This is a genomic window from Leclercia sp. EC_58 (assembly GCF_019584355.1).
GTDB lineage: Bacteria > Pseudomonadota > Gammaproteobacteria > Enterobacterales > Enterobacteriaceae > Enterobacter.
Map to the genome: position 1 here is coordinate 3,973,599 of NZ_VDAM01000001.1, position 24,448 is coordinate 3,998,046.

The 24,448-nt window shown below is 55.9% G+C and carries 21 protein-coding genes and 5 tRNA genes; 10 read left to right on the forward strand and 16 right to left on the reverse strand.

The genetic code is table 11. The annotated features are described in order from the left end of the window. Nucleotides 1–226 precede the first annotated feature (226 nt). On the forward strand, nt 227–1,039 hold the full coding sequence (locus FHC51_RS19480) for a mannosyl-3-phosphoglycerate phosphatase-related protein (protein WP_103822456.1): 813 nt from the start codon (nt 227–229) through the stop codon (nt 1,037–1,039). Here FHC51_RS19480 and dgcQ read toward each other — a convergent pair. The 3 genes from dgcQ to FHC51_RS19495 form a co-directional block, all read right to left on the reverse strand. Then, nucleotides 1,021–2,694 (reverse strand): cellulose biosynthesis regulator diguanylate cyclase DgcQ, encoded by a 1,674-nt coding sequence (gene dgcQ / locus FHC51_RS19485; protein ID WP_309236355.1) that lies wholly within the window; start codon nt 2,692–2,694, stop codon nt 1,021–1,023. The genes FHC51_RS19480 and dgcQ overlap by 19 nt on opposite strands. A gap of 126 nt (nt 2,695–2,820) precedes the next feature. Further along, the gene (locus FHC51_RS19490; RefSeq protein ID WP_103822458.1) at nt 2,821–3,003 is read right to left on the reverse strand and encodes a YodC family protein; all 183 of its coding nucleotides are present in this window, start codon (nt 3,001–3,003) and stop codon (nt 2,821–2,823) included. 78 nt (nt 3,004–3,081) lie between these two features. Further along, nucleotides 3,082–3,999: a DUF808 domain-containing protein gene (locus FHC51_RS19495; RefSeq protein ID WP_103822459.1), complete on the reverse strand. Its 918-nt coding sequence runs from the start codon at nt 3,997–3,999 to the stop codon at nt 3,082–3,084. A 177-nt stretch (nt 4,000–4,176) separates the two neighbouring features. Between FHC51_RS19495 and yedA the strand changes: the two genes are divergently transcribed. Beyond that, complete coding sequence (gene yedA / locus FHC51_RS19500; RefSeq protein ID WP_103822460.1) at nt 4,177–5,091, forward strand: drug/metabolite exporter YedA; 915 nt, start codon at nt 4,177–4,179, stop codon at nt 5,089–5,091. Here the strand turns inward: yedA and FHC51_RS19505 are convergent. From FHC51_RS19505 to drpB, 4 genes are read right to left on the reverse strand one after another with little or no spacing between them, the layout of a single operon-like run. Then, a complete protein-coding gene (locus tag FHC51_RS19505; RefSeq protein ID WP_220436382.1) occupies nt 5,063–5,554 on the reverse strand; it encodes a very short patch repair endonuclease in 492 nt (163 codons plus the stop codon). The genes yedA and FHC51_RS19505 overlap by 29 nt on opposite strands. Next, a complete protein-coding gene (locus FHC51_RS19510; protein WP_220436383.1) occupies nt 5,535–6,968 on the reverse strand; it encodes a DNA cytosine methyltransferase in 1,434 nt (477 codons plus the stop codon). The genes FHC51_RS19505 and FHC51_RS19510 overlap by 20 nt, the downstream gene beginning before the upstream one ends. Before the next feature lie 49 nt (nt 6,969–7,017). Then, a complete protein-coding gene (locus tag FHC51_RS19515; RefSeq protein WP_220436384.1) occupies nt 7,018–7,713 on the reverse strand; it encodes a phosphohydrolase in 696 nt (231 codons plus the stop codon). A 41-nt stretch (nt 7,714–7,754) separates the two neighbouring features. Then, a complete protein-coding gene (drpB, locus tag FHC51_RS19520) occupies nt 7,755–8,027 on the reverse strand; it encodes a cell division protein DrpB (RefSeq protein ID WP_103822463.1) in 273 nt (90 codons plus the stop codon). Nucleotides 8,028–8,668: 641 nt separating this feature from the next. Here drpB and FHC51_RS19525 point away from each other — a divergent pair. The 3 genes from FHC51_RS19525 (at nt 8,669) to dcuR (ending at nt 12,212) form a co-directional block, all read left to right on the forward strand. Continuing rightward, nucleotides 8,669–9,742, forward strand: coding sequence for a porin (locus tag FHC51_RS19525; protein WP_103822464.1), 1,074 nt, complete (start codon nt 8,669–8,671; stop codon nt 9,740–9,742). Between the two features lie 134 nt (nt 9,743–9,876). Next, on the forward strand, nt 9,877–11,490 hold the full coding sequence (locus FHC51_RS19530) for a sensor histidine kinase (RefSeq protein ID WP_220436385.1): 1,614 nt from the start codon (nt 9,877–9,879) through the stop codon (nt 11,488–11,490). After that, a complete protein-coding gene (dcuR, locus tag FHC51_RS19535) occupies nt 11,487–12,212 on the forward strand; it encodes a two-component system response regulator DcuR (protein ID WP_220436386.1) in 726 nt (241 codons plus the stop codon). Before FHC51_RS19530 ends, dcuR begins: the two co-directional genes overlap by 4 nt. 163 nt (nt 12,213–12,375) lie before the next feature. On the opposite strand, the gene FHC51_RS19540 is transcribed toward dcuR, so the two are convergent. Continuing rightward, nucleotides 12,376–12,465, reverse strand: a tRNA-Ser gene (locus tag FHC51_RS19540). A 92-nt stretch (nt 12,466–12,557) separates the two neighbouring features. Here FHC51_RS19540 and mtfA point away from each other — a divergent pair. Both mtfA and FHC51_RS19550 read left to right on the forward strand, forming a co-directional pair. Continuing rightward, nucleotides 12,558–13,355, forward strand: a complete 798-nt coding sequence (gene mtfA, locus FHC51_RS19545) for a DgsA anti-repressor MtfA (protein ID WP_103822467.1) — start codon at nt 12,558–12,560, stop codon at nt 13,353–13,355. A gap of 100 nt (nt 13,356–13,455) precedes the next feature. Next, a tRNA-Asn gene (locus tag FHC51_RS19550) sits at nt 13,456–13,531 on the forward strand. An 85-nt stretch (nt 13,532–13,616) separates the two neighbouring features. Here the strand turns inward: FHC51_RS19550 and cbl are convergent. Next, nucleotides 13,617–14,567, reverse strand: coding sequence for an HTH-type transcriptional regulator Cbl (cbl, locus tag FHC51_RS19555; protein ID WP_103180169.1), 951 nt, complete (start codon nt 14,565–14,567; stop codon nt 13,617–13,619). 96 nt (nt 14,568–14,663) lie between these two features. Continuing rightward, nucleotides 14,664–15,581, reverse strand: coding sequence for a nitrogen assimilation transcriptional regulator NAC (gene nac / locus FHC51_RS19560; RefSeq protein WP_103180170.1), 918 nt, complete (start codon nt 15,579–15,581; stop codon nt 14,664–14,666). A 319-nt stretch (nt 15,582–15,900) separates the two neighbouring features. Between nac and FHC51_RS19565 the strand changes: the two genes are divergently transcribed. Next, nucleotides 15,901–15,976: transfer RNA gene (locus FHC51_RS19565), tRNA-Asn, on the forward strand. An 81-nt stretch (nt 15,977–16,057) separates the two neighbouring features. Here FHC51_RS19565 and FHC51_RS19570 read toward each other — a convergent pair. From FHC51_RS19570 to shiA, 3 genes are all read right to left on the reverse strand, one after another. Further along, on the reverse strand, nt 16,058–17,845 hold the full coding sequence (locus FHC51_RS19570; protein WP_220436387.1) for an aminopeptidase P family protein: 1,788 nt from the start codon (nt 17,843–17,845) through the stop codon (nt 16,058–16,060). A gap of 18 nt (nt 17,846–17,863) precedes the next feature. Further along, on the reverse strand, nt 17,864–19,318 hold the full coding sequence (locus FHC51_RS19575; RefSeq protein ID WP_114314543.1) for an AMP nucleosidase: 1,455 nt from the start codon (nt 19,316–19,318) through the stop codon (nt 17,864–17,866). A gap of 73 nt (nt 19,319–19,391) precedes the next feature. Then, on the reverse strand, nt 19,392–20,702 hold the full coding sequence (gene shiA, locus FHC51_RS19580; protein WP_220436388.1) for a shikimate transporter: 1,311 nt from the start codon (nt 20,700–20,702) through the stop codon (nt 19,392–19,394). 239 nt (nt 20,703–20,941) lie between these two features. On the opposite strand from shiA, the gene ldtA reads away from it, so the two are divergent. Beyond that, nucleotides 20,942–21,889: a L,D-transpeptidase gene (gene ldtA, locus FHC51_RS19585; RefSeq protein WP_114314541.1), complete on the forward strand. Its 948-nt coding sequence runs from the start codon at nt 20,942–20,944 to the stop codon at nt 21,887–21,889. Nucleotides 21,890–21,937: 48 nt separating this feature from the next. Here ldtA and FHC51_RS19590 read toward each other — a convergent pair. Together FHC51_RS19590 and FHC51_RS19595 are read right to left on the reverse strand one after the other, a co-directional pair. Beyond that, nucleotides 21,938–22,013, reverse strand: a tRNA-Asn gene (locus FHC51_RS19590). A gap of 80 nt (nt 22,014–22,093) precedes the next feature. Continuing rightward, nucleotides 22,094–23,569 (reverse strand): EmmdR/YeeO family multidrug/toxin efflux MATE transporter, encoded by a 1,476-nt coding sequence (locus FHC51_RS19595; RefSeq protein ID WP_103822472.1) that lies wholly within the window; start codon nt 23,567–23,569, stop codon nt 22,094–22,096. A 193-nt stretch (nt 23,570–23,762) separates the two neighbouring features. On the opposite strand from FHC51_RS19595, the gene FHC51_RS19605 reads away from it, so the two are divergent. Then, nucleotides 23,763–23,838 (forward strand) — tRNA-Asn (locus FHC51_RS19605). 109 nt (nt 23,839–23,947) lie between these two features. On the opposite strand, the gene FHC51_RS19610 is transcribed toward FHC51_RS19605, so the two are convergent. Continuing rightward, the gene (locus tag FHC51_RS19610; protein ID WP_103180181.1) at nt 23,948–24,283 is read right to left on the reverse strand and encodes a DUF496 family protein; all 336 of its coding nucleotides are present in this window, start codon (nt 24,281–24,283) and stop codon (nt 23,948–23,950) included. Nucleotides 24,284–24,448 lie beyond the last annotated feature (165 nt).

A 24,448-nucleotide genomic window follows, 5' to 3' on the forward strand; every position in this document is an offset into this window, starting at 1 on the left:
CACCAGGAAATCTGATGTCGGGTAAACATTATCTGCAAATTTTTTGCAAGACAAGGAAATATTCTTCACATTTATAGTCGCCAGGTGAAATTAAAATATTGGTTATGGTTCCCCAACTGGCGTGGGCCGCGGGGCGCGCGGGATCGGTTCCATAAGAACATCGTTTTACAGGTCTGGCTTTTAAGAAAAATCCTATCATGGACCTTTATCTGTTACGGGAGATGCTATGCCTTCACTTGATGACCCGTTGCTCATCTACAGCGATCTGGACGGCACATTGCTGGACATTCACACCTATGACTGGCAGCCCGCACTTGGCTGGCTGGAGATCTTACAGGACCATCAGATCCCGGTGATTCTTTGCAGCAGCAAAACCGCGGCGGAGATGCTGGAGATCCAGAGCGATCTGGGGCTGGAGGGGCTGCCCTTTATTGCCGAAAACGGCGCGGTGATCCAGCTGGATGTCCGCTGGGATGACCATCCCAACGCCCCACGGTTAATTAATGGCGCTTCCCATGCCGATATCGTTAACATCCTCAATCAGCTCCGCACCCGGGAAGGTTATAAATTCACCACTTTTGATGACGTGGACGAGCGGGTCATTGGCGAATGGACCGGGCTTAATAATGCGCGCGCGGGGCTGGCGAAACTGCATGAAGCCTCGGTAACGCTCATCTGGCGCGACAGCGATGAAAGAATGGTCGCGTTTGAGGAGGCGCTGGCCGGGCTGGGGCTGAAATTTGTTCAGGGCGCGCGGTTCTGGCACGTCCTGGATGAGCGCGGCGGCAAAGATCAGGCGATTAACTGGCTCAACGAGCAGTACCTGGATCGCGAAGGCGCGCTTCCCACTACCCTCGGCCTGGGTGACGGGCCAAACGACGCCCCGCTGCTGGATAGCGTCGATTTTGCGGTGGTAGTTAAAGGCATTAATCGCCAGGGTATCACGCTTAAAAACGACGACCCGGCACGGGTCTACCATACTCACCAGCCTGGCCCTGCAGGCTGGCGTGAAGCGCTGGATCACTTCTTCTCATCCTGACCCACAACCTGATTGCGTCCTCGCTGCTTCGCCTGGTAAAGCCGGGCGTCGACGATGGACTGCAGCTGTTCAAAATCGTAATGGCCGTTTTCCTGCGCACTGCTGACGCCAATCGACACGCTAACCCGCGTCGTCTGGCTCTTTTTCACCAGGATCTCCCGGCGATTGATGCGCTCGCGGATCCGCTCGGCAATCGCCATCGCCTGCTCCGGCCCGGTGTCCGGTAACACAACGCAGAACTCTTCTCCCCCGATCCGCCCGGCAACGTCTGTCTCCCGTATCGTACGGGTGATCAATCCGGCCGTATGCGTCAGCACTTTATCCCCCGCCTGGTGACCAAATCTGTCGTTAATCCGTTTGAAATGGTCAAGGTCCATCTGCATTACCGAGTAAGGCTGCTTTTGCTGTTCACACCGCTTCGCCAGCGCTTTAGCCCGCTCAAAGAGCGCGCCACGGTTATTTATGCGGGTCAGCGGATCGTGCCAGGCCTGCCACTGCAGCGAGTGTTGCAGGCGGTACATATTGCTGACCATCCGGCGGATGACAAACCACGAGCCAACCAGCATGGCGGTGAAGAGCAGCCACAGCAGCGCCAGCGCGATAGTAATGCTGCCGAAATCGCCATTCGCCCCTTCTCTCAGGGTGTGGATGCGCAGCACAAGGCCATTGAAATGATCCAGATGATGCCAGTTGACGTAGCGGCTCCCCAGACGGATATCCCCTTCGGTATCCTTTTCCAGAGCAGCGGCAATTTGCGCCCGCTCGCGCTCGTCGAAATGGTTCACGTTGTCAGCAACACTCTCCGACGTGGCGAGCAGGTTAAAGCTTTTATCATAGAGCTGGAACTCCCCTTCACCGTTGCCGTCTACCGCATCCTGCAGCAGTTTATTCAGCCCGGGGAGGGTAAAGTCTAACGCCAGCGCGCCGTACCAGTAGTGTTGATAATCAACCGGCACGCTGACGGTAACGGTGCGTTCGTCCGCATCGTGGGTAAACCAGCGCACGCTGCGGGTCCGGTTCTCACGCTCCGATTGCCCGGTGTACCAGGGGCTGGTCACCAGCTGATAGTAGCGGGATACCACATCCGCGGCCCAGTCGGCGGGATCGGTCGAGACGTAAAACCCGGCGCGGGAGACATAGACCACGCGCTTCGCGTGTGCCGATGGAGAATTAATACGCAGCAAATAGCCCATTTCAAAGGTGGCGCTCAACTCCTTTGCGAGCCGCTCCTCGTCGCGTCTCAGGCTGGTGGTTTGCTCCACAAAGGCATCAGACACGCCGTTTATGGGTAAGGTGCGCCGCGCGTCGAAGGTCAGCTGCCAGAACGTTTGTTCCTGCAGATCTTTAAAATGGGCGACGGAATTACGCAACAGCGTTGAGGCGAGAGGGGCTTCCAGAGCATCGTCCATGCCGTTGCGAAAGAACAGCAGCTTTTCCACGCTGAACTCAAGCTGACGATCCAGTGAATTGGCCACCGTTTCCAGATGGTTTTTCTGGCTGGCGGCGTACGCATCCTCCAGCACCACGGCTTCACGCCAGGTCAACAGCGTGGAGAAGATGAGGACGACAATAAAGCAGATGTTAACAACCCGGCCCGGATGAAAGCGATGTTGTGTCGTAAAAGCCTCTTTTCCTGAAACGATGTCGTGCTTCACACACACTCCGCGAAAGCCACCTTTGCCATCCGTATGACGTCAAAGCCTGACTGATTTTGCTATGTTACTGCTGTTGGCGCGATTATAACCTACAAAAACGCCCGGCAGTGCCGGGCGTAGCGTGACTTAAGCCTTGTCCTGTCGCCGGGTGCCATCACCATGCTGAAGCTCATCTTCACGAAACGCTTCCTGCTTGATGCCGTAACCGTCGTACCAGCGACACTCTACCATTCCGCTTGCATAGCCGGTGACGACCATACTTGGACCGCCATTTTTAGGCTTAACTTCATCGCTGACCAGAAAGACCATAACCGCCTCCTTTATCAGTGTGAAACTGTATCAATTTAGACGAGGAATAGCAGTTACGCCTGGTATAGCTGCAATTTATTAATGCGAGCGACCTCGCATTTTTTCCACAACTTTTACCACTCCGACGACGATGAGGCCAATGATAAAGCCGAGAACCAGATTGAGTAACGTCGGTAAAATGGCTGCGATAACAGCCCCTTGCGCCTCAGCGAAGTGTTCAATGGCATGATGTAGCGGCGCAATACCGTGCACCACAATCCCGCCGCCGACCAGGAACATCGCCAGGGTGCCAATCACCGACAATGACTTCATCAGCCAGGGCGCTATCACCAGCAGCGCTTTGCCGGTCGTCTTCGCCAGCGCATTGCCCTTTTCGTTCAGCCAGTAGCCGATATCGTCCAGTTTGACAATAAGCCCTACCAGACCGTAAACCCCAATGGTCACCAGAACGGCGATCCCGGAGAGCACCAGCACCTGATTCAGCAGCGGCGCATCCGCCACGATACCCAGGGTGATGGCGACAATTTCCGCCGACAGAATAAAGTCGGTGCGGATAGCCCCCTTCACCTTATCGCGCTCAAACGCAACGGGATCCTTTGCAGCCAGCGCTTCCAGGCGTTGCTGCCGCGCGGCCGGGGACTCCTTCTCCTTGTCTTTACGCGATTCGATAGAGTGAAGGATTTTCTCTGCCCCTTCAAAACAGAGAAACGCCCCGCCGATCATCAGCAGCGGCGTAATGGCCCATGGGATAAAGGCGCTGATCAGCAGCGCCAGCGGCACGAGGATCACTTTATTGAGTAACGATCCCTTCGCCACGGCCCAGACCACGGGCAGCTCCCGGTTGGCACGCACGCCCGTCACCTGCTGAGCGTTTAACGACAAATCGTCACCCAGCACGCCTGCGGTCTTTTTCGCCGCCAGTTTTCCCATCAGTGAAATATCGTCCAGCAGCGTGGCGATATCATCCAGCAGTGTTAATAAGCTACTTCCCGCCAAAATAAGGTTCCTTCTTTTTGTTAATTACCACAATAGTATGGAGTAAAACCGCCAACCTCGAAACCACCCCGTATATGTCAACAAATTCTTCACATCATCGACACAATTAAAGGACTCGCCAGCGTGATAGTTTTCACGTTAACTATATGCCACCTTTTTAATACGCCGTGAGGGAGTATGCGTTTCAGGCAAGTCTTACCATTAGCGGGCGCCCTGTTTGCGCTCTATATCATCTGGGGCTCCACCTATTTCGTCATCCGCATTGGGGTGGAAAGCTGGCCGCCCCTGTTGATGGCGGGGGTGCGTTTCCTCTCTGCGGGGGCGCTGCTGCTGGCGTTTCTTCTCCTGCGCGGCCATAAACTGCCGCCGCTGCGTCCGTTGTTCAATGCCGCCCTGATTGGCGTCCTGCTGCTGGCGGTGGGCAATGGCTTTGTCACCGTCGCCGAGCATCAGAATGTGCCGTCCGGTATCGCCGCGGTGGTGGTGGCCACCGTTCCACTGTTCACCCTCTGCTTCAGCCGTCTTTTTGGCATCAAAACACGCAAGCTGGAGTGGCTGGGGATCGCCATCGGGATGGCGGGCATTATTCTGCTCAACAGCGGCGGTAATCTCAGCGGCAATCCCTGGGGAGCGGTGTTGATCCTGATTGGCTCGATGAGCTGGGCGTTTGGTTCGGTCTACGGCTCGCGCATTGAACTGCCCTCCGGGATGATGGCCGGCGCCATTGAGATGGTTACCGCCGGGATCGTGCTGCTGGCGGCATCCCTGCTGTCGGGGGAGAAAATGACCGCCCTGCCCGACCTCTCAGGGTGGCTGGCGGTGGGCTATCTGGCGATTTTCGGCTCGGTGATCGCGATTAACGCCTATATGTTCCTGATCCGCAATGTCTCACCGGCGGTCGCCACCAGCTATGCCTATGTGAATCCGGTGGTGGCCGTCCTGTTGGGTACGGGTCTTGGCGGGGAATCGCTCTCAGCGATAGAGTGGCTGGCGCTGGGGATTATTATTATGGCGGTGGTGCTGGTGACGCTCGGCAAGTACCTGCTGCCAGCAAAACCGGTGGTTACCTCGTGTCAGGCGGAGAAACCGTAAGCGGGCGAATGCCCTGCGTGTCGATCTGCGCGGTGTTACCGCCGCTGCAGATCCACTCTTCCAGCCGCTCGGTGAGCGCCCTGTCATCGAGCTTCATTCTGCCGCGCAGCGCGCACTCCCACACCACCAGGACCCGCCAGCCCTGCTCCTGCAACAGGGTGATATCCCGCGCGTCGCGCACGACGTTTTTACCAATTTTGTCCAGCCAGAAATCGGTGCGGGTCGCCGGGACTTTAAACAGATAGCAGTCGTGACGATGCCAGAAACAGCCGTGGGTAAAGATCACACACTTATGGCTGTCGATGACAAAATCAGGCCGTCCGGCAAGGGCGGCATCCTGCACGCGAAACTCAAAACCGACCTCCGTAAGCAGGCCGGCCAGCCGTTTTTCGATAGCCGTATTCCGCGTGCCGATGGCGCGCATATTTTTACTGCGGGTGGCCTTATTGTGAACGTCCGCCATTCGCGGCCTCAGCCTTGCGTTTCTCAACTGCCTGCAAAATGCGCGGCTCCAGCAACCGGGCGACGGCTGCAAAAGCTGGCACGACCACCGAATTACCAAACTGGCGATAGGCCTGGGTATCCGATACCGGAATGCGGAAGCCGTAGCCCTGCGGGGTTTCAAATCCCATCAGTCGCGCGCACTCCCGCGGCGTCAAACGGCGCGGACGGTGGCGCTGGTTTTCGGCATCATCGAAATCGCGCTCGCCAAGGGCTTTATCCCAGCCACGGTCAATCAGGATCTCGGCGCCATCTTTGTAATAGCGTGCCGACAGCGTGCGGGCGACGCTGTGCGGGTTGGTGGGATCGACCATCCCAAAACCAAAACCGTTGCCCTTCGCCTGATGCTTTTTGGCATAACGATACAGGTACTTCCACAGTACCGGGGTGAGAATGAATTTGGCGTCCACCACGGGCTCAAGCAGATCGGCAATGGTCGGGCGGCGGGTCGGCCACAGCCCCGGGAGATCCCGCAGCGTAAAATTACCGCGCAGGTTGAGATCGCGACGAAAGCCCACCAGCACTATGCGCTCGCGGTGCTGCGGCAGAAAATATTTACCGTCAACGATCTTAGGATCGTCCGGACCGCTGTCAGCGGCATCTGCCACGTCATACCCCAGCTCATCCAGGGTCTGCATGATGATGCGGAACGTTTTGCCCCCGTCGTGGCTCTTCAGGTTTTTAACATTTTCGAGGACGAAAATTGCCGGGCGCCGGGCATCGATAATGCGCGCCACATCGAAGAAGAGCGTTCCCTGGGTATCACAGGCAAAACCGTGTGCACGGCCCAGAGCGTTCTTTTTCGACACCCCCGCCAGAGAAAACGGCTGGCACGGGAAGCCCGCGAGCAGCACGTCATGGGCGGGAATGTTGTCACGAATGTGCTGCGCCGCCTCTTCGTCCGTCACACCGCTCTGGTTGCTAAGCGTCACTTCACGAATATCTTCGTTGAACTGATGCGTGTCAGGATCGCAATACCAGTTGGCTTTATAGGTACGCACCGCGTGTTTGTTCCATTCGCTGGTAAACACGCACTGACCGCCAATCGCCTCAAAGCCGTGGCGAATACCGCCGATACCGGCGAAGAGATCGACAAAGCGGAAAGCATAGTGAGGATGACAGGCGGGCGGACGAGGCAGCAGGTTTCGCAACACGCTATATTCGCCGTCGCTGAGACGCCGCCCTGCCCGCTCACTGGTCACCAGCCGTTTAATGATTGCCGGGCTCCAGTGACTCTCGCCCTGAGCATTCAGCAGATGTGCCAGCGTTCTGGCATCGTAAATTTCCAGCAGCTGGCACAATAACGCCTGAACTGACGCCGTTGATTTTTCTGCCAGCAAAAGCGCGGACTCCATCACTGATACATTTTCCTGCATACATTTAACCGGGCCAAAAGGGGTTAACAGAGAGTAACACAGAAAGACTTTACAGACTTTCCCGGAAACGCTGTAACACCGCACCGTCGGTGCCTTCGTAATCACCGCGTAGTTCGGCACTCAGCCGGGCCATAAACTGAATTAAAAAGTCAGCGCTCTGGCGCGCCAGCGCACGCCCTGCGGCGGTTTGCATCGTCTGCGGCAGGCGCAGCAATTTGGTCTGAAAATGGTCAAGCGCAAAGGCGCGGTCGTTCAGCTCGCGCTCATCGGCAAAGGGATCTTCCGGGTCGAAGAGAGGCACACCCAGCGCGCCAGAGACGGCAAACACACGTGCCAGGCCAATCGCACCCAGGGCTTCCAGCCTGTCAGCATCCTGCACGATTTTCGCTTCCAGCGTGTGCGGCGCAATGCCGGCACTGAAGCTGTGCGCTTCGATAGCATGGTGAACGGCGGCGTAATGCGCGGCAGGAAAATCGGCAAAGTCTTCACGCAGGATGGCGATCGTTTTGTCCGCTGCCAACTGCGACGAGCGGCCTCGCTGCGGATGATTTTTCGGCAGGCTGACAATATCGTGAAAATAACAGGCGGCCAGGATCGTCAGCGCATCGACCGGCTGGTCTGCCATGAGGCGTTTTGCGGTGTTCCAGACACGACGGAAATGGGAGATATCATGGGCAGTATCATCGCTGGCGTGATGCGCCGTCAGCCAGTTTTCAAAACGTTGCTGCCACTGCACAAGTTCCATAGCGCTTTCCATAAAGTGAAAAGCTGTACAATAGCAATTCTTTACCGATCTGACATTTCACGCGGCCGGGTATACCAGGCAATGCTACCGAGGATCGCCCCCACAACACTCAGCACCAGAAAGCCGCACAGGCCTCCCAGCCACTTGCCGGCTGTTGAGCCGGGATCGCATTGAATCATCGAACCTGATACCGAACTGACTTTACTGACGACCCACACATAGCGCGCCATCGCCCAGAGGAAGTAGCCGCAAAAGGCATAAAAGACCCACAGGGCAAGTTTGCCTCCCAGGCTGCGAACGTTTTTCTTTGCCATGTTGTCCTCTCAGCGCAGCAAGACCACTACATTCACACCAATAATATAAAATGTGAAATAAATCACATTTTTCTATCTAATGCACTTTCCTACGCAGATTTTATGCTGTTAATTTGCGTTAAGTTGATCTTACGCAATTTTTAAGCGTGCCTGTTTATTGCGCTGCTTCGCTTATGCGCGAATGAGAGGAAGCAGGAAAGCAATTATATTGCGCTATTTTTTTCACTCTCTTTATCCAGATAAACCTGTTTTCTCACGCTTATAATTGTGCAATGATAACGACGTTATGAGCTTTTTTGTCGTTTCATGATTAAACACCCTTAAATTACCCTTATCTTAGCCCGATAATATTATCGGGCTTTTTTTATTCTCTTCTCTCCTTCGCGCAAACATAAATCAACCCAATAAGTTTATACAACCAATAACTGATTGATATAAATATCAATAATCATCGCCTATATTTATTTAAAATTAATAAAATAAACAGATAAAGACATTTATATTAATATTTTGAAATAATCTAAATAATTTAGTTACATTTATTTTTAAACAGCAAAAACCTGCCCTGAAATAGTATTACCTCTGTAACCCGGAGGGGATTACGTATATTCATGAAGAAAACACATACAAAGGAATATATAATGAAAAGAAAAGTTCTGGCAGTTCTTGTCCCTGTTTTATTATGCGCTGGCGCGGCTAATGCGGCAGAGATCTACAACAAGGACGGCAATAAATTCGACCTGTACGGAAAAATGGTCGGCGAGCGTATCTGGGACAAGACCGATGATAGCAACAGCGAGAATGCCGATACCTCCTATGCCCGTTTCGGTATCAAAGGCGAAACGCAGATTAGCAACCAGCTGACCGGTTACGGCCAGTTTGAATACAACCTGAACGCCAGCACCCCGGAAGGCGAGCAGGATGAGAGCACCCGTCTGGCGTTTGCAGGCCTGAAATTCGGTGACTATGGTTCGTTCGACTATGGCCGTAACTACGGCGTAGCGTACGATGCAGGTGCGTACACCGATATGCTGGTGGAATGGGGCGGTGACTCCTGGGTTCACACCGATAACTTTATGACTCAGCGTACCACCGGCGTGGCGACCTATCGCAACACCGACTTCTTCGGCGCCGTTGAGGGTCTGGATTTTGCTCTGCAGTACCAGGGTAAAAACAACGATCGTGATATGAAAAAATCCAACGGTGACGGCTACAGCACTTCGCTGGCCTACAACTTCGATGGCTTCGGCTTCGTAGGTGTATACGGTAAGTCTGACCGTACCAACAGGCAGACTGCTGACGGCTACGGCGATACCGCAGAAATCTGGTCACTGGCAGCGAAGTATGATGCCAACAACCTCTATGCTGCGGTGATGTACGGTGAAACCCGTAATATGACCTGGGCGGGAGATGCCGGTTTCGCTAACAAAACCCGCAACGTCGAAGCCGTGGTGCAGTATCAGTTCGATTTCGGCCTGCGTCCTTCTCTGGGCTACGTCTACTCCCAGGGCAAAGACCTGTATGCTCGTAACGGTCATGGCGGCGTAGATGCCGACCTGGTGAACTATGTTGAACTGGGTACCTGGTACTACTTCAACAAAAACATGAACGTTTATACTGCGTACAAATTCAACCTGCTGGATGAAGATGAAGCAGGCATTACTGGCGCACATGCTGACGACCAGTTCGCACTGGGTATCGTTTACCAGTTCTGATTGAGATCGCCAAACGCTCTTAAGCCCGCTGCAAAGCGGGCTTTTTGCTTTCTGTCGCCGCCAGATTTACATCGCTTTTACAAATCCCGCCCATCAGCGATAATGCCCCCCTTTCCCTATTTGCCGGAGTTTCAATGCGCGATTTGCCGCCCCTTCCCCTCACGCACAAGCGCCCAATGAAACTGAACACGCTGGTCACGCTGATGGTGTACGGTGTAACGGGTGCAATATTACTGGTGATTTTTGTTCTCTATTTTGCACAAATCACCCGCGCCACCCGTGATGGCGTGCGGGATACCGCCCTCGCGGTCGCCAGAACCCTGGCCGACAGCCCGGAGGTGATCCGCGGCTTATCCCTCCCGCCGGAGAGCAACATTATTCAGCCTGTCGCCATGGCAGTGATGCAGCGTAATAATCTGCTGTTTGCCGTCGTCACCAATATGCAGGGGATCCGCTATTCTCATCCCAACAGTGCCCTGCTCGGTAAAGCCTTTATTGGGGCCGATCTGCGGCCTGCGCTGGAGGATAAAGAGAATGTCGCGATCAATCATGGCGTGCTCGACGAGGCGCTGCGCGTATTTACCCCAGTGTATAACGCACACCATCAGCAAATTGGTGTCGTTGCCGTGGGGATCTCACTGAATAAAGTGGAGCAGCAGATCGCCCGTAATCGCTGGGATGCCATCTGGCTGGTGCTGTTCAGCGCGCTGCTGGGGGCGCTCGGTGCCTGGGGGCTGGTGCGGATGCTTAAGCGCATTCTGTTTGGGCTGGAGCCTTATCAAATCTCAGCCCTGCTGGAGCAACGTCAGGCGATGCTGCACTCCCTGCGTGAAGGGGTGATCGCCGTGGATCAGCAGGGGCGTGTAACGATGGTCAACCATGCCGCCCGGCAGATCCTGAATATCAGCGCCAGCAGCAAGGCTCTGCACGAGGAACCGCTGCTGGCAAACCTGCGCGAGGTGTTGCGTAGCGGCATGGCTCGCCAGGACCAGGAGCTCAACTGCCACGGCCGGTTATTGCTCTGCAATACCTTGCCCGTCAGGAGCGATAATCAGCTGATGGGCGCCATCACCACGTTTCGTGATAAGACGGAGATTAGCCAGCTCCTGCAACGGCTGGACGGTATGGTGAACTATCTGGATGCGCTGCGCAGCCACTCCCATGAGTTTATGAACAAGCTGCATGTGATACTTGGTCTGCTGCATATGAAGCACTATGCCAGACTGGAAGAGTATGTCCTGTCGACCGCCAACGCCTGGCAGACCGATGTCGGCACGCTACAGCGCAACATCAAATCGCCGGTAGTGGCAGGATTTCTGCTGGGTAAAATCAATCGCGCCAGAGAGCTGGGGTTTCGCCTGACGCTCTCCGATGCCAGTCAGGTACCGGATAATCCCAATGCGCAGCAGGTCGCCGGGCTGATTACCGTGCTGGGTAATCTGATTGAAAATGCGCTTGATGCTATGACTGGCCAGCCCGAGGGCGAAATCGGTCTGCTGCTGCACTATCAGCAGGGCTGGCTTAGCGCCGAGGTGAGTGACGATGCTCCGGGTATCGCCCCGGAACATCTGCACGCCATTTTTAGCAAAGGGTTTTCTACTAAAGGGGAAAACCGAGGGGTGGGGTTATACCTGGCCCGTCAGCAGATCGAGAATCTGGGCGGAGAGATCGCCGTTGAATCGGAACCGGGCGTATTTACCCAGTTTTTTGTGCAACTCCCCTGGGAGAGTGAAAGGAATAGCGCGTGATACATGTTTTAATTGTTGATGACGATGCCATGGTGGCCGATCTTAACCGCCAGTACGTCAACCGGGTTGAGGGTTTTTGCTGCTGCGGCGTGGCCACTTCCCTGGCAGAAGCCGGGGCCATACTTCACTCCCCTACCCGGCAGGTTGACCTGATCCTGCTGGATGTTTACATGCAGCACGACAATGGCCTGAGCCTGCTGCCGGTTATCCGGGCATCCGGGCGCAAAACAGACGTCATTATGATCACCTCGGCCTCTGATGGTGCCACCATTCAAATGGCCATGCACTATGGCGTGGTGGACTACCTGATCAAACCGTTTCAGTTCCCGCGTTTCGAAGAGGCACTAAAGGGCTGGCGTGAAAAAAAGCAGCTGATGGAAGCGCATCAGTATTATGACCAGGCTGTTGTTGACCGGCTTCTGCGTGGCGGTGCACCGGCGCTGGCAGACAGCCGTCGCCTGCCGAAAGGGTTAACCCCGCAGACGCTGCGTACGCTGTGCCTGTGGATTGATGCGCATCCGGGAACGGAGTCCTCCACCGACGAACTGGCTGGCGCAGTTAATATCTCGCGAGTTTCCTGCCGCAAATACCTGATTTGGCTGGCGCAGGTCAACATTTTGCACACCAGCATCCACTACGGGGCGACCGGTCGGCCGGTCTATCGCTATCGCTTGCGGCCCGAGCAGATTGCCCTGCTCAGACAGTATTGCCACCAGGAGTAATACATGCACTTCAACCTCTTCGGATAAACATCCTGATTTAGCTCACATATATTGTCTTGAGGCAGTAAAGGGCTATTACTCCACATAAGTGGGATGATAAGGTAGCCAGCGTAAAAGATCTCTGACGAGAAAACGTGCGGAAAATGTGACGGAAGAGGCTGCGTGGCGGAGAGAGGGAGATTTGAACCCCCGGTAGAGTTACCCCTACTCCGGTTTTCGAGACCGGTCCGTTCAGCCGCTCCGGCATTTCTCCGTTTTGATGTTGCCATCATGCCGGGTAATTTGGCATTTTAACAGACCATAACCGTTCAATTTTGTTCAAGTGACGAGTTTGCGAGCAAAGCGATGATTAAGTGGCCCTGGAAATCGAATGAATCCGCCCGAAGCGCGGCGCTGCCGTGGGAAGAGGCCTTGGCAATCCCCGTCCTGTCTACTTTATCAGATGAGGATAAATCGCGTCTGGTACAGCTTGCCATACGGTTCTTACAGCAAAAACGCCTGGTTCCCTTGCAGGGTTTTGAGCTCGACGATCGCAAGAGCACCCGCATTGCCCTGCTCTTTTGCTTGCCGGTACTGCAGCTGGGTATCGAGTGGCTGGACGGTTTCCATGAAGTTCTGATCTATCCGGCACCGTTTGTGGTGGACGATGAATGGGAAGATGAGATCGGGCTGGTACACAATCAGCGGATGGTGCAGTCCGGTCAAAGCTGGCAGCAAGGGCCGATTATCCTCAACTGGCTGGATATTCAGGACTCGTTCGATGCCTCCGGTTTCAACCTCATCATTCATGAAGTGGCCCACAAACTGGATACCCGTAACGGCGACCGCGCCAGCGGCGTTCCCTTTATTCCCCTGCGTGAAGTGGCAGGCTGGGAGCACGACCTGCACGCCGCCATGAACAATATTCAGGATGAGATCGATCTGGTAGGCGAAAGCGCGGCCAGTATCGACGCCTATGCTGCCACCGATCCCGCCGAGTGCTTTGCGGTATTGTCGGAATATTTCTTCAGCGCACCCGAACTTTTCGCTCCGCGCTTCCCGGCCCTGTGGCAGCGTTTTTGCCACTTTTACCAGCAGGACCCGCTACAGCGTTTACGTGAAAATGAAGGACCTGGCGAAGATTCCGCCGTGCAAGTACACTAAAACAGCAGGCTGTGTCATAATTAATCAATTGAATCAGTGCGTTGAATTTAGTGTTGACACAAAATAGCGAGGCCATTAATATGCGCCTCGTTCACACGATTCCTCTGTAGTTCAGTCGGTAGAACGGCGGACTGTTAATCCGTATGTCACTGGTTCGAGTCCAGTCAGAGGAGCCAAATTAAAGAAGCCCGCTTAAGGAAACTTAAGCGGGCTTTTTGCTATTTCGCACCGTTAAAACCCCGCAACGCAGGGTTAATCTGGCTATATCTGGTAGTCAATCGCCACCTCTTCCGGCTCCATGACCTGACGTTTGATCTCCTCTACCGACAGCCCGGCGTTGCAGAGTTCGATAAAGCGCCAGACATAGTTGCGCTGCAACTGCCCTCGCTTAAGCCCCAGCCACACGGTGTTGGCATCGAAAAGATGACGGGTATCAAGACGCACCAGGCTCCCCTGCTCGTGCTCGCCGCCGGACTGTTCCGCCACCAGCCCGATACCCAGCCCGAGCTCGACGTAGGTTTTAATCACGTCGGAGTCCTGGGCGCTGAGCACCACATCCGGCGTCAGCCCTTTGCGGTTGAAGGCCTCGTCAATGCGTGACCGCCCGGTGATACCCTGGCGATAGGTGATTAAGGGCCATTTTGCGATAGCCTCGAGCGTCAACGGAGAGACCTGCGTCAGCGGATGATCGGGCGGCAGCAGCAGGCTGTGATGCCAGCGAAACCACGGGAACGCCGCCAACAGCGGATCGTTGCTTAAACGCTCGCTGGCGATGCCAATATCCGCCCCGCCGTTTTGCAACAGCATCTCTATCTCCTGGGGCGTACCCTGAATCAGCTCCAGGCGCACATCCGGGAACAGCTCCCGAAACGCCTTGATCACCGGGGGCAGGCTGTAGCGAGCCTGAGTGTGGGTGGTCGCGATAGTCAACACGCCGGTGGCGTCGTTGGTAAAGAGATCTGCCAGACGGCGCACGTTGCTGGCTTCATTGAGAATACGTTCGGCAATGGTCAACAGCGCTTTGCCGGGCTCGGTCATTCCCAGCAGACGTTTGCCGCGACGAATGAAGATTTCAATGCCCAGCTCCTCTTCCAGCTCGCGGATATGGCGGCTGACGCCCGACTGAGAGGTATAGAGCATGTTGGCGACCTCGGTCAGGTTGTAATCCCGACGGGCCGCCTCACGGATAATTTTAAGCTGCTGGAAATTCACGGTTCACTCCGGCGAAACTGACATGACGCTATTGTTAAAGTGCGTTCGCCGTGTAAACAAATAATAAAAACCCGCAACTTATGCTTTTATGGAATATTAACTGACCAGCTGCAGCTCGCGGTTCTCCAGCGACGGGCGGCTTACCAGCGACATCAGGATCTCTTTCACCGCCTGCGCCTGCGGTGACAGCGAGCCGCGGGCCGAGACGTTAAGCGATAACGGCAGGCTCATGGACGGCGAGCTGATTCTCGCCATCCAGCCGTTAGCGGCACTGGAGAGCGATCGCGCAGCCGATTCCGGCAGCACCGTCACCCCCATTCCGCTGGCAATGGCCGCGGTCAGGGTAGAAATGGAGTCGATCTCGCCAATGATTTTCGCCGTCAGACGGCGCAGCGAGAAGGCTTCATCGACGCGCAAACGCACGGCGCTATAATCACGCGGTAAGAACAGATTCATCTCGGCCACCGCCGTTAAATCGACGCTCTGACCCGGGCAATCCCGCGTCCCTACCAGATAGAGATCTTCTTTTAGCACCGGCTGGCTGGTGATCCCCGCCACAGGAGAACGATCGTAGAGCACCGCCATATCCAGCTGTCCGCTGAGTAATTTGTCGTTCAGCGCCGCGCCGCTGTTTTCATGCAGGTAGACCAGTACTTCCGGCAGCTCTGCGCGCACCGCCTGTAATAATGGCATGGTTACAGACGAGGCCGCCGTACCCGGTGCCAGGCCAATCGAAACCTGGCCGGTCAGCGTCTGCCCGACATTGCCCACCGCCAGCTGCGCCTGTTCACACTGGCGCAAAATAGTGCGTGCATGGGTATAAAGGATCTTGCCTGCTTCGGTAGGGGTCACGCCGCGTTTCGTGCGGATCAACAGTTGCTGATCGAGTTCACCTTCCAGAGTGGCCACCTGCTGGCTCAGTGCCGGCTGTGCGATGTGTAACACTTCAGCGGCCTGGGTCAGGCTGCCGATATCGACGATTTTTACGAAGTATTTCAGTCGTCTTAAGTTCATGTTGCCCCCTGTACGAAATGCGTTGCCGGTTCCGGCGCGAATGTACAGAGGGTTTTGCAAGATGCTTGCCAGTTTTAAAAAGAGGTCCGATATGTCCGCTAAGCGGCTGAAAATAAGGAAATCCAATTGCTGCCGTCGCTTTTTAAAGTGAAACAGCGGTTTATGATCTGCCCCATTCGGGGTATATCCGCACCAAAAACGTGCAATCCGCTGGGGAAAACATCACTTTGCTGATTTTGTCAGCAAACGAGTCAAACAGAGAAGATCACCCTTTGACAACGGCGACCCACGTCGATAATATGCGCCCCGTTCACACGATTCCTCTGTAGTTCAGTCGGTAGAACGGCGGACTGTTAATCCGTATGTCACTGGTTCGAGTCCAGTCAGAGGAGCCAAATTTGAAAAGCCTGCTTTTAAAGCAGGCTTTTTGCTTTTCCGGGACAGTCCAAAAAATGGCAACCCGAAGGCTGCCGTCATTACTTAATGATCCCCTGGCGGTGTACGCGCACCGGCGCCGTGGCCGAGATCAGCCATGGACGCGCCTCACTGTTAACGTGCGGCGAGAGCGCCTCACGCACCTGCTGGTGGTACTCATCCAGCCATTTAATCTCTTTTTCGCTCAGCAGATGCAGATCCACCTGACTCAGGTCGATAGGGACCAGCGTCAGCGACGCAAAGCGGCAGAAGCCCGGTACGCTCTCCACCACCTCCACCTGGTTTTCGATACGAATACCATACGCATCCGCCAGATAGTAGCCCGGCTCGATGGTGATGATATTTCCCGCCACCAGCGGCCAGGGGTTAACCTTCTTCGCAATACGCTGCGGATTTTCATGGATCAACAGTTGATGGCCCACGCCGTGCCCGGTGCCGTGATCAAAATCGAGCCCCAGCTCCCACAGCTCACGCCGCGCGAACGCATCGATCTGATGCCCGCAGGTTCCGGACGGGAATTGCAGGGAAATAAGCGATAAAAAGCCTTTCAGCACGGCGGTATAGTGCAGACGACACTGAGCGCTCAGTGGGCCGAAAGCGAGCGTGCGCGTGGCGTCGGTAGTGCCGTTGTGATACTGCCCGCCGGAATCGTTCAGATAAAAGTGGTCGCGGGTAATGACCGCATTCGTCTGTTCGCTGGAGTGGTAATGGCACATCGCCGCATTGCTACCAGAGGCGGAGATAGTGGCAAAACTCTGCTCGATAAAGCCCGGTCGCTGCTCACGGAAGAGAAGCTGCTGCGCCTGGGCTTCCAGCTCGGTAATAGGTTGACCAGAGGCTTCGCGACGGGGCACTTCGTGCGCCAGCCAGGCAAGAAAGTTGACCCATGCCACCCCGTCCTGATGGTGGCTGTCGCGGTAGCCCGCCAGCTCAATCGGGTTTTTGTGCGCTTTCATTGCGGTGATCGGGTCAGCGTGCCAGACGATCTCCCCCTGCGGCTCAACGGCAAAGCGCAGGGCGACAGGGGCGGAATCGGCATCCACCATCACGCGCTTACCGGCGCACAGCTGCTGGCTTTGCGACAGAAAATCAGATTCAGGCACCAGCGTCAGGCTCTCCAGTAGCAGGGCTGGAAGCGCGCGGTTTTTTTCAGGCGTGACAAACCACGTCACCGCACCGTCGCGGCTCAGCAGGGCAAACGAGTTCGGTACCGGGCTCGTCGGAATATCGCTGCCGCGTACGTTCAACAGCCAGGCGATGTTATCCGGCTGGGTGATGGCCAGATAATCGGCATGCTGTCCTGCCAGAATGGCGGCCACGCGCTGGCGCTTGTCGGCACTGCTTTCACCGCTGATCTCCACCGGCATTTCGCGGATGGCCCCGACAGGCGGGGCCGGACGATCCTGCCAGAGGGTATCAAACGGCGATGCATTCAGGGCGACAAGCTCACAGTGACTGGCATTGAGTGCTTCATACTGGGTTTGGGTCATCAGCATCGCTTCAAAGGCGATACGCGTCCCGGGGTTCATGTTCTGCTGCAACCAGTCTGCCAGCGGATCGTTGTGCAGATGCAGGATCTCAATCTCGGCCAGATTAACCTGTTCACGGGCCTGAACCTGATAACGTCCATCGACAAACAGCAGGGCGCGATCGCGCAGGATCAGGGCGTGCCCCGCTGAGCCGTCAAAGCCGGTCAGCCAGGCGAGAATATCGTCATGAGGATGACAATATTCGCTCTGAAAGGCATCGGCGCGGGGGACGATAATGCCATCCAGCGCCTGGGTTTCCAGCCACTGGCGCAGGGTGAATAGCGGTGAGGTGGTTTGCATAACTTTCCTTTTTTATGATCAGCGGAACGGCGGCTCGTTAAAGGTACGCAGTTTACGCGAGTGCAATTTATCCCCTTCGGCGCGCAGCAGATCGATAGCGCGAATGCCAATCTGCAGATGCTCGGAGATCGCCCCCTCGTAAAAACGGTTTGCCTGGCCAGGAAGTTTAATTTCCCCGTGCAGCGGCTTATCGGAAACGCAGAGCAGGGTGCCGTAGGGCACGCGGAAGCGATAACCCTGGGCGGCGATGGTGGCGCTCTCCATATCAATCGCCACCGCGCGGCTCAGGTTAAAGCGCAGGGCCGAGGCCGAGTAGCGCAGCTCCCAGTTACGGTCGTCAGTGGTAACAACCGTGCCGGTGCGCAACCGCTGCTTAACTTCTTCTCCCGGCATACCGCTCACCTCTTTGGTGGCGTCGTACAGCGCCCGCTGCACTTCGGCGATGCTTGGGATCGGAATATCCGGCGGCAACACCGCATCCAGCACGTGGTCGTCACGCAGGTAGGCGTGGGCGAGCACGTAATCGCCAATCAGCTGGCTTTCACGCAGCCCGCCACAGTGACCAATCATCAGCCAGACGTCCGGGCGCAGCACCGCGAGGTGGTCGCAGATGGTTTTGGCGTTCGACGGGCCCACACCAATATTAATCAGAGTGATGCCCTGACCTTCGGCGGTGACCAGGTGCCAGGCGGGCATCTGATGTTTTTTCCACGCCAGGTCAGAAATGGCCTGTTCCGGGGCTTCGGTTTCGGCGGTGATCCAGATCCCGCCCGCGCATGAGAGGGCAATGTACGGGCTGTCGGGATCGAGGATCTGGCTGCAGCCCCAGCGGACAAACTCATCCACGTAACGGGTGTAGTTGGTGAACAGCACAAATGGCTGAAAGTGTTCGGCGGGGGTGCCGGTGTAGTGACGCAGACGCGCCAGCGAAAAATCGACCCGGCGGGCATCAAAGTGCGACAGCGGGGAAAACTCTGCCGGGTGGTAGATCCCGTCTGCGGTCTCATCGCCGATCTGCGAAAGCTCGGTGGTCGGGAAGTGGCGCGTTAAGCCCGCGCTCATGGAGCGGTCCAAAGTCAGCTCTGAGCCATCGATAACGTACGGGTAGGGGATCTCATGGCGCGAGGGCTCCACGGTGATGTGGGCGCCGTAATCCTGATACAGCAGCGTCAGCTGCTCCTCCAGGTAAGGGCGGAACAGCGTTGGACGGGTGACGGTGGTGGAGTAGCATCCAGCGTGGGTGAATCGCGCATAGGCGCGGGTCTTCGGCGTATTGGTGGCGCTACCATCCCAGGTCACGGAAAGTGACGGATAAACAAAGAGGCCATTCATTCTGGCCTCTGCATCGGGGAGCGTTCCGTCTTTGATATAGTCGCTGATAGCGCTGCGCAGGGCGTTAACCGCCTGGTCGTACAGCGCATCCAGCATGTCCAGTGCCTGAGCCGGGGTCAGGCTGGAGTCCTTATTATTCATCTCTGTCTCCTTGTTCCACAGGTGTACGGCGTTATCCGATAGTATGTCACCTGTATGTGAAACAAAAGTGAGATCAGGTAGCGGCCGGTTTCATCACCAGGCAGGTGGCGGCGGAGAGCAGGCACCCGGCCAGCAGGTAGATCGCCACGCTGTGCCAGTCACCGCCGGAGAAAGTTACCAGCGCGGCGGCAATAAACGGCGTAAAACCGCCCCCTACCACGCTCGCCACCTGATAGCCAACCCCAGCGCCACTGTAGCGGTAACTCGCGCCAAACATCTCAGTAAACATCGGCTGCTGGACACACACCACCATGTCATGGGCGATATTCGCCAGCAAAATGGCGAACACCACAATCCAGAAAACGGACTGGGCTTCGAGGGCCATAAAGAACGGGAAGGTGCTCAATGCGCCTGTTAACGCCCCGGTGATGTAGACCCGACGGCGGCCAAACCGGTCCGCCAGCCAGGCGAAGCAGGGAATAGTGAGACAACTGATGCCGCCCACCAGTAGGCCGATATTTAAAAACAGCTCTCGGGGCAGGCCGAGATTCTGGGTGGAGTAACTCAGCGCAAAAGCCGTGACGATATACATGGTCAGCAGCTCGCACAGACGCAGGGCGATAATTTTCAAAAACGCCCCCGGATGACGGATCAGCGCATCCATCACCGGCAGGCGACGCTTCTCTGCAGGTTGTTGCCGCTGCTGCTCGAACTCGGCAGACTCATCCATCCTGTTACGCACCCACAGTGCCCCCAGCACCAGCACAATGCTGAACAGGAACGGGATGCGCCAGCCCCAGCTCAGGAACTGTTCGTCGGTGGTCAGCGTGCTGATCAGCGATACCAGCCCGGTAGAGAGCAACAGACCTACGCCATAACCCACCTGTACGCCGCTGCTATAGAAGGCTTTTTTCCGCGCCGGAGCGCTTTCGACAGACAGCAGCGCCGCGCCGCCCCATTCGCCGCCGACGGCAAAGCCCTGCACAGCGCGCAGGGTCACCAGCAGAACCGGCGCCCACCAGCCAATAACGGCAAAAGAGGGGAGGAGACCAATCAGCGCCGTGGCGATGCCCATCATCCAGACCGTCAGCATCAGCATTCGCTTGCGGCCCAGCTTGTCGCCGTAATGGCCGAAAATCACCCCGCCCAGCGGGCGGAACAAAAAACCGACGCCAAAGGTGGCAAAGGCGGCGAGCGTGCCCATCGCCGGACTAATCTGGGGGAAAAATTCACGGTTAAAAACCAGCGCGGCGGTAATGCCGTAGAGCAAAAAATCGTACCAGTCGACTACCGCACCGGCAAAACTGCCGAGGGCCGCGCGGCGCGCGCGATGCAGCGATGGTATAGCCCCGTCGGGGGGCGAGGAGGCGAGGGTGGTATCCATAGTGATCCTGTCTGACGTTATTTTTTTATAGGTATTAGAAAGAATATCGCTCACGTTGCGGTCGCCCTGAAAACGGCGACGGATATGAGACTACCGCGACAGCGGACGGGTGAAAACGATTTTATCCCCGCGTGAGGTAAACGGGTGATATTAATCGAAATGATGGTTTGTTAACTGGCTATAAACGCAGCAACAAGGCTATGCTTGTCAGATACGCGGAGCGACAGAGGAAGGGAATAATGCGTCGTATGATGAAGTTGGGCTTTATTGCTGCTTTATTGGTCAGTCAGAGTGCGCTGGCGGTGAGTTATCCGTTGCCGCCTGAAGGGAGTCGTCTGGTGGGGGCCTCGCAGGTGATCACCGTTCCACATGACAACAAACTGCCGCTGGAGGCGTTTGCGGCCCAGTACGGGCAGGGGCTCAGTAATATGCTGGAGGCGAATCCGGGCGTTGATCCGTTTTTGCCTCAACCCGGTACACAGCTGGTAGTGCCGCAACAGCTCATCCTCCCCGCAACCGTGCGTGAGGGGATTGTGGTTAACGTGGCGGAGATGCGCCTCTATTATTACCCGCCAGGGGGCAGCACCGTTGAGATCTTCCCCATCGGTATCGGCGAAGCCGGGCGCGAGACGCCGCGTAACTGGGTAACCGCCGTCGAGCGCAAGCAGGACGGGCCTACCTGGACGCCAACCCCAAACACCCGTCGGGCCTACGCCAAAGAGGGCAAGACTCTGCCTGCGTTTGTGCCCGCGGGGCCGGACAACCCGATGGGGCTGTATGCGCTCTATATCGGCAGGCTGTACGCAATTCATGGCACCAATTCAAACTTTGGTATCGGGCTGCGCGTGAGCCAGGGCTGCATTCGTCTGCGTAATGACGATATCAAATACCTGTTCGACAATGTCCCGGTCGGAACGCGCGTGCAGCTTATCGATCAGCCGGTTAAAGTCACCACTGAGCCGGACGGCAGTCGTTGGGTCGAAGTGCATGAGCCGCTGTCGCGTAATCGCGCGGAATTTGAGTCTACCAACAGAGTCCCGCTGCCCATGACGGCAGGACTGCGCGCGCAGCTCAACGGTGCGGATGTGGATGCCGTGAAGGTTGACGGGGCGCTGGAGCGTCGGTCGGGGATGCCGGTGAACGTGAGCGGAGCGGTGCACACGCCGCTGGTGACTATTTCTCAGTAACGACTCAGAAAAGCAAAAAGCCTGCTTTAAAAGCAGGCTTTTTAAATTTGGCTCCTCTGACTGGACTCGAACCAGTGACATACGGATTAACAGTCCGCCGTTCTACCGACTGAACTACAGAGGAATCGTGTGAACGGGGCGAATATTAGCGATGCCACCTGGCGTTGTCAAAGGCAGAATGCAGATTTTGCATCGTTTGCCGATTTATTCCCCACTTTGCGCATTCACTATCCGTTCTGCGGGGATCGCCGCCACATTTTCACGCACAGGCCGCGGATATTTCCACAGCCAGCGTCCGCTGACCATTCGCCAGTAGAACAGTGCGCCACGTACTGTCCAGTCGAGGAACATCCCCAGCCAGACACCTACCACACCCATTCCCAGCATAATCCCCAGGGTATACCCCGCTACCACGCGGCAGCCCCACATCCCGAGCATAGAAACCCACATGGCGAAGCGGGCATCCCGCGCCCCTTTCAGCCCGGCAGGCAGCACCCACGACGCCGCCCAGATCGGCATAAAGGCGGCGTTCAGCCAGATGAGGATCACCACCACATCTTTTACATCCTGTTCATGGGTATAGAACGACGCCATCAGGCTGGCGAACGGCGCCGTGCCCCAGGCAATGGCCGTGAGCCCGATTGTCGAGAGCCAGAAAACATGGCGCAGCTGGCGCTCCGCCTGACCTATCTGCCCCTTCCCGAGCCGTTTACCGGTGATAATGGTGGAGGCGGAACCCAGCGCGTTACCCGGCAGGTTGATCAGTGCCGCAATGGAAAAAGCGATAAAGTTACCGGCGATCACGTCGGTACCCATTCCGGCCACAAACATCTGGGTCAACAGCTTGCCGCCGTTGAACAACACCGATTCAATGCTGGCGGGTACGCCGATCCCCATCACTTCCCAGATAATGGCAAAGTTAAGCGGCTTGAAATAACTTTTGAGGCTGATGCGCAGCGACGGGTTAAAACCAACCGCCAGCACCACAATAATGGCGATGGCGCCAATGTAGCGGGAGATGGTCAGACCAAGACCGGCTCCGATAAAACCGAGCCCGTCCCATGAAAAAAGCCCGTAAATCAGCACGCTGCTGATTAAAATGTTGAGAATGTTCATTCCGCCGTTTATCAGCAGCGGAATTTTGGTATTCCCTGCCCCACGCAGCGCCCCGCTGCCAATCAGCGCAATCGCCGCGGCCGGGTAGCTGAGCACCGTCATTTCGAGATACGACAGCGCCAGGGCTTTTACCTCTCCGGTGGCATCGCCGGCCACCACATCGATAATCTCTTCGCCGAAATAGTGGATCACCGCTGCCAGCACAATGGAGAACAGGGTCATGATCACCAGCGACTGCCTGGCGGCAGCCCGGGCCCGGCGTGGATCGCGCTTACCCAGGCTAAAAGCCACCACCACCGTGGTACCCAGGTCTATCGCCGCGAAGAAAGAGATAATGACCATATTGAAGCTGTCGGCCAGCCCCACGCCCGCCATCGCCTCTTTACCGAGCCAGCTGACCAGGAAGGTGCTAAGCACGCCCATCAGCAGTACACAGGTATTTTCCAGAAAGATAGGCACGGCAAGGGGGGTGATTTCGCGCCAGAAGAGAACTTTGTAGCTCTTACGTTTGCTATACCAGCGCGTGCGCATCACGGCCTGGCGTAAAGCGGAGGTGACGTTCAAAATGGACCTTAGAGAGAAAGTTGAAACTACATTTCAAATAATGAGGGAGAAATGCAGATCCTGCAAAGTATTTCCCACAAAAATATGTAGGTAATTACGACAAACTGGTGACAGAATCGGCAGTTGATCGAATCGGACTAAGATCAGGTTTGACAAAAGTTTTTTCGCCGCTAAGATAACGCTCCACAACGATTCCTCTGTAGTTCAGTCGGTAGAACGGCGGACTGTTAATCCGTATGTCACTGGTTCGAGTCCAGTCAGAGGAGCCAAATTTAAAAAGCCTGCTTTCGAGCAGGCTTTTTGCTTTTCCGGGTTCGGTAAACCGGGGATAAAAAAAGCCCCCCGACAGGTCGGAGGGCTTAGCCTTTTCAGCGGTACTTATTCGCCTTTGGCTTCAGCGTGCTTCATCTCGCCCATCACTTTCAGTTTCTTAGAGATTTCGCGACGCTCTTTAGAGATCTCGGCGTTTTTGATGATGTAGTCGTCTACGCGGTCTTCGTAGTCGCTTTTCATGCTGGCAATGATGCCCTGGATTGCTTCAACGCTCATGCCTGGCTTGATGTAATCGCTCAGGTTGTCCAGCAGCAGAACGCGCTTCTGGTTGTCACGGATCTTCTTCTCAACGTCCTGGATTTCACGTTGCAGTTTGTTCTTGCGGCGGAACAGGCGGACGAACTCCAGAACATCCTGGAACGAAGGCTTAGTTGTTTCCATTTTTACACCCCTGATAATGTGAGATTCGGATTCGTTTAAACAACCGCGATAGCATTAACCTTACTGACAGCGATTGCTGATGACAATAATTTTTCCTTTGTCCCTATCATAACCTCAATTTCTGCTGAATCGAAGCAGCAGACAACAGAACCCTGCATAGCCGCT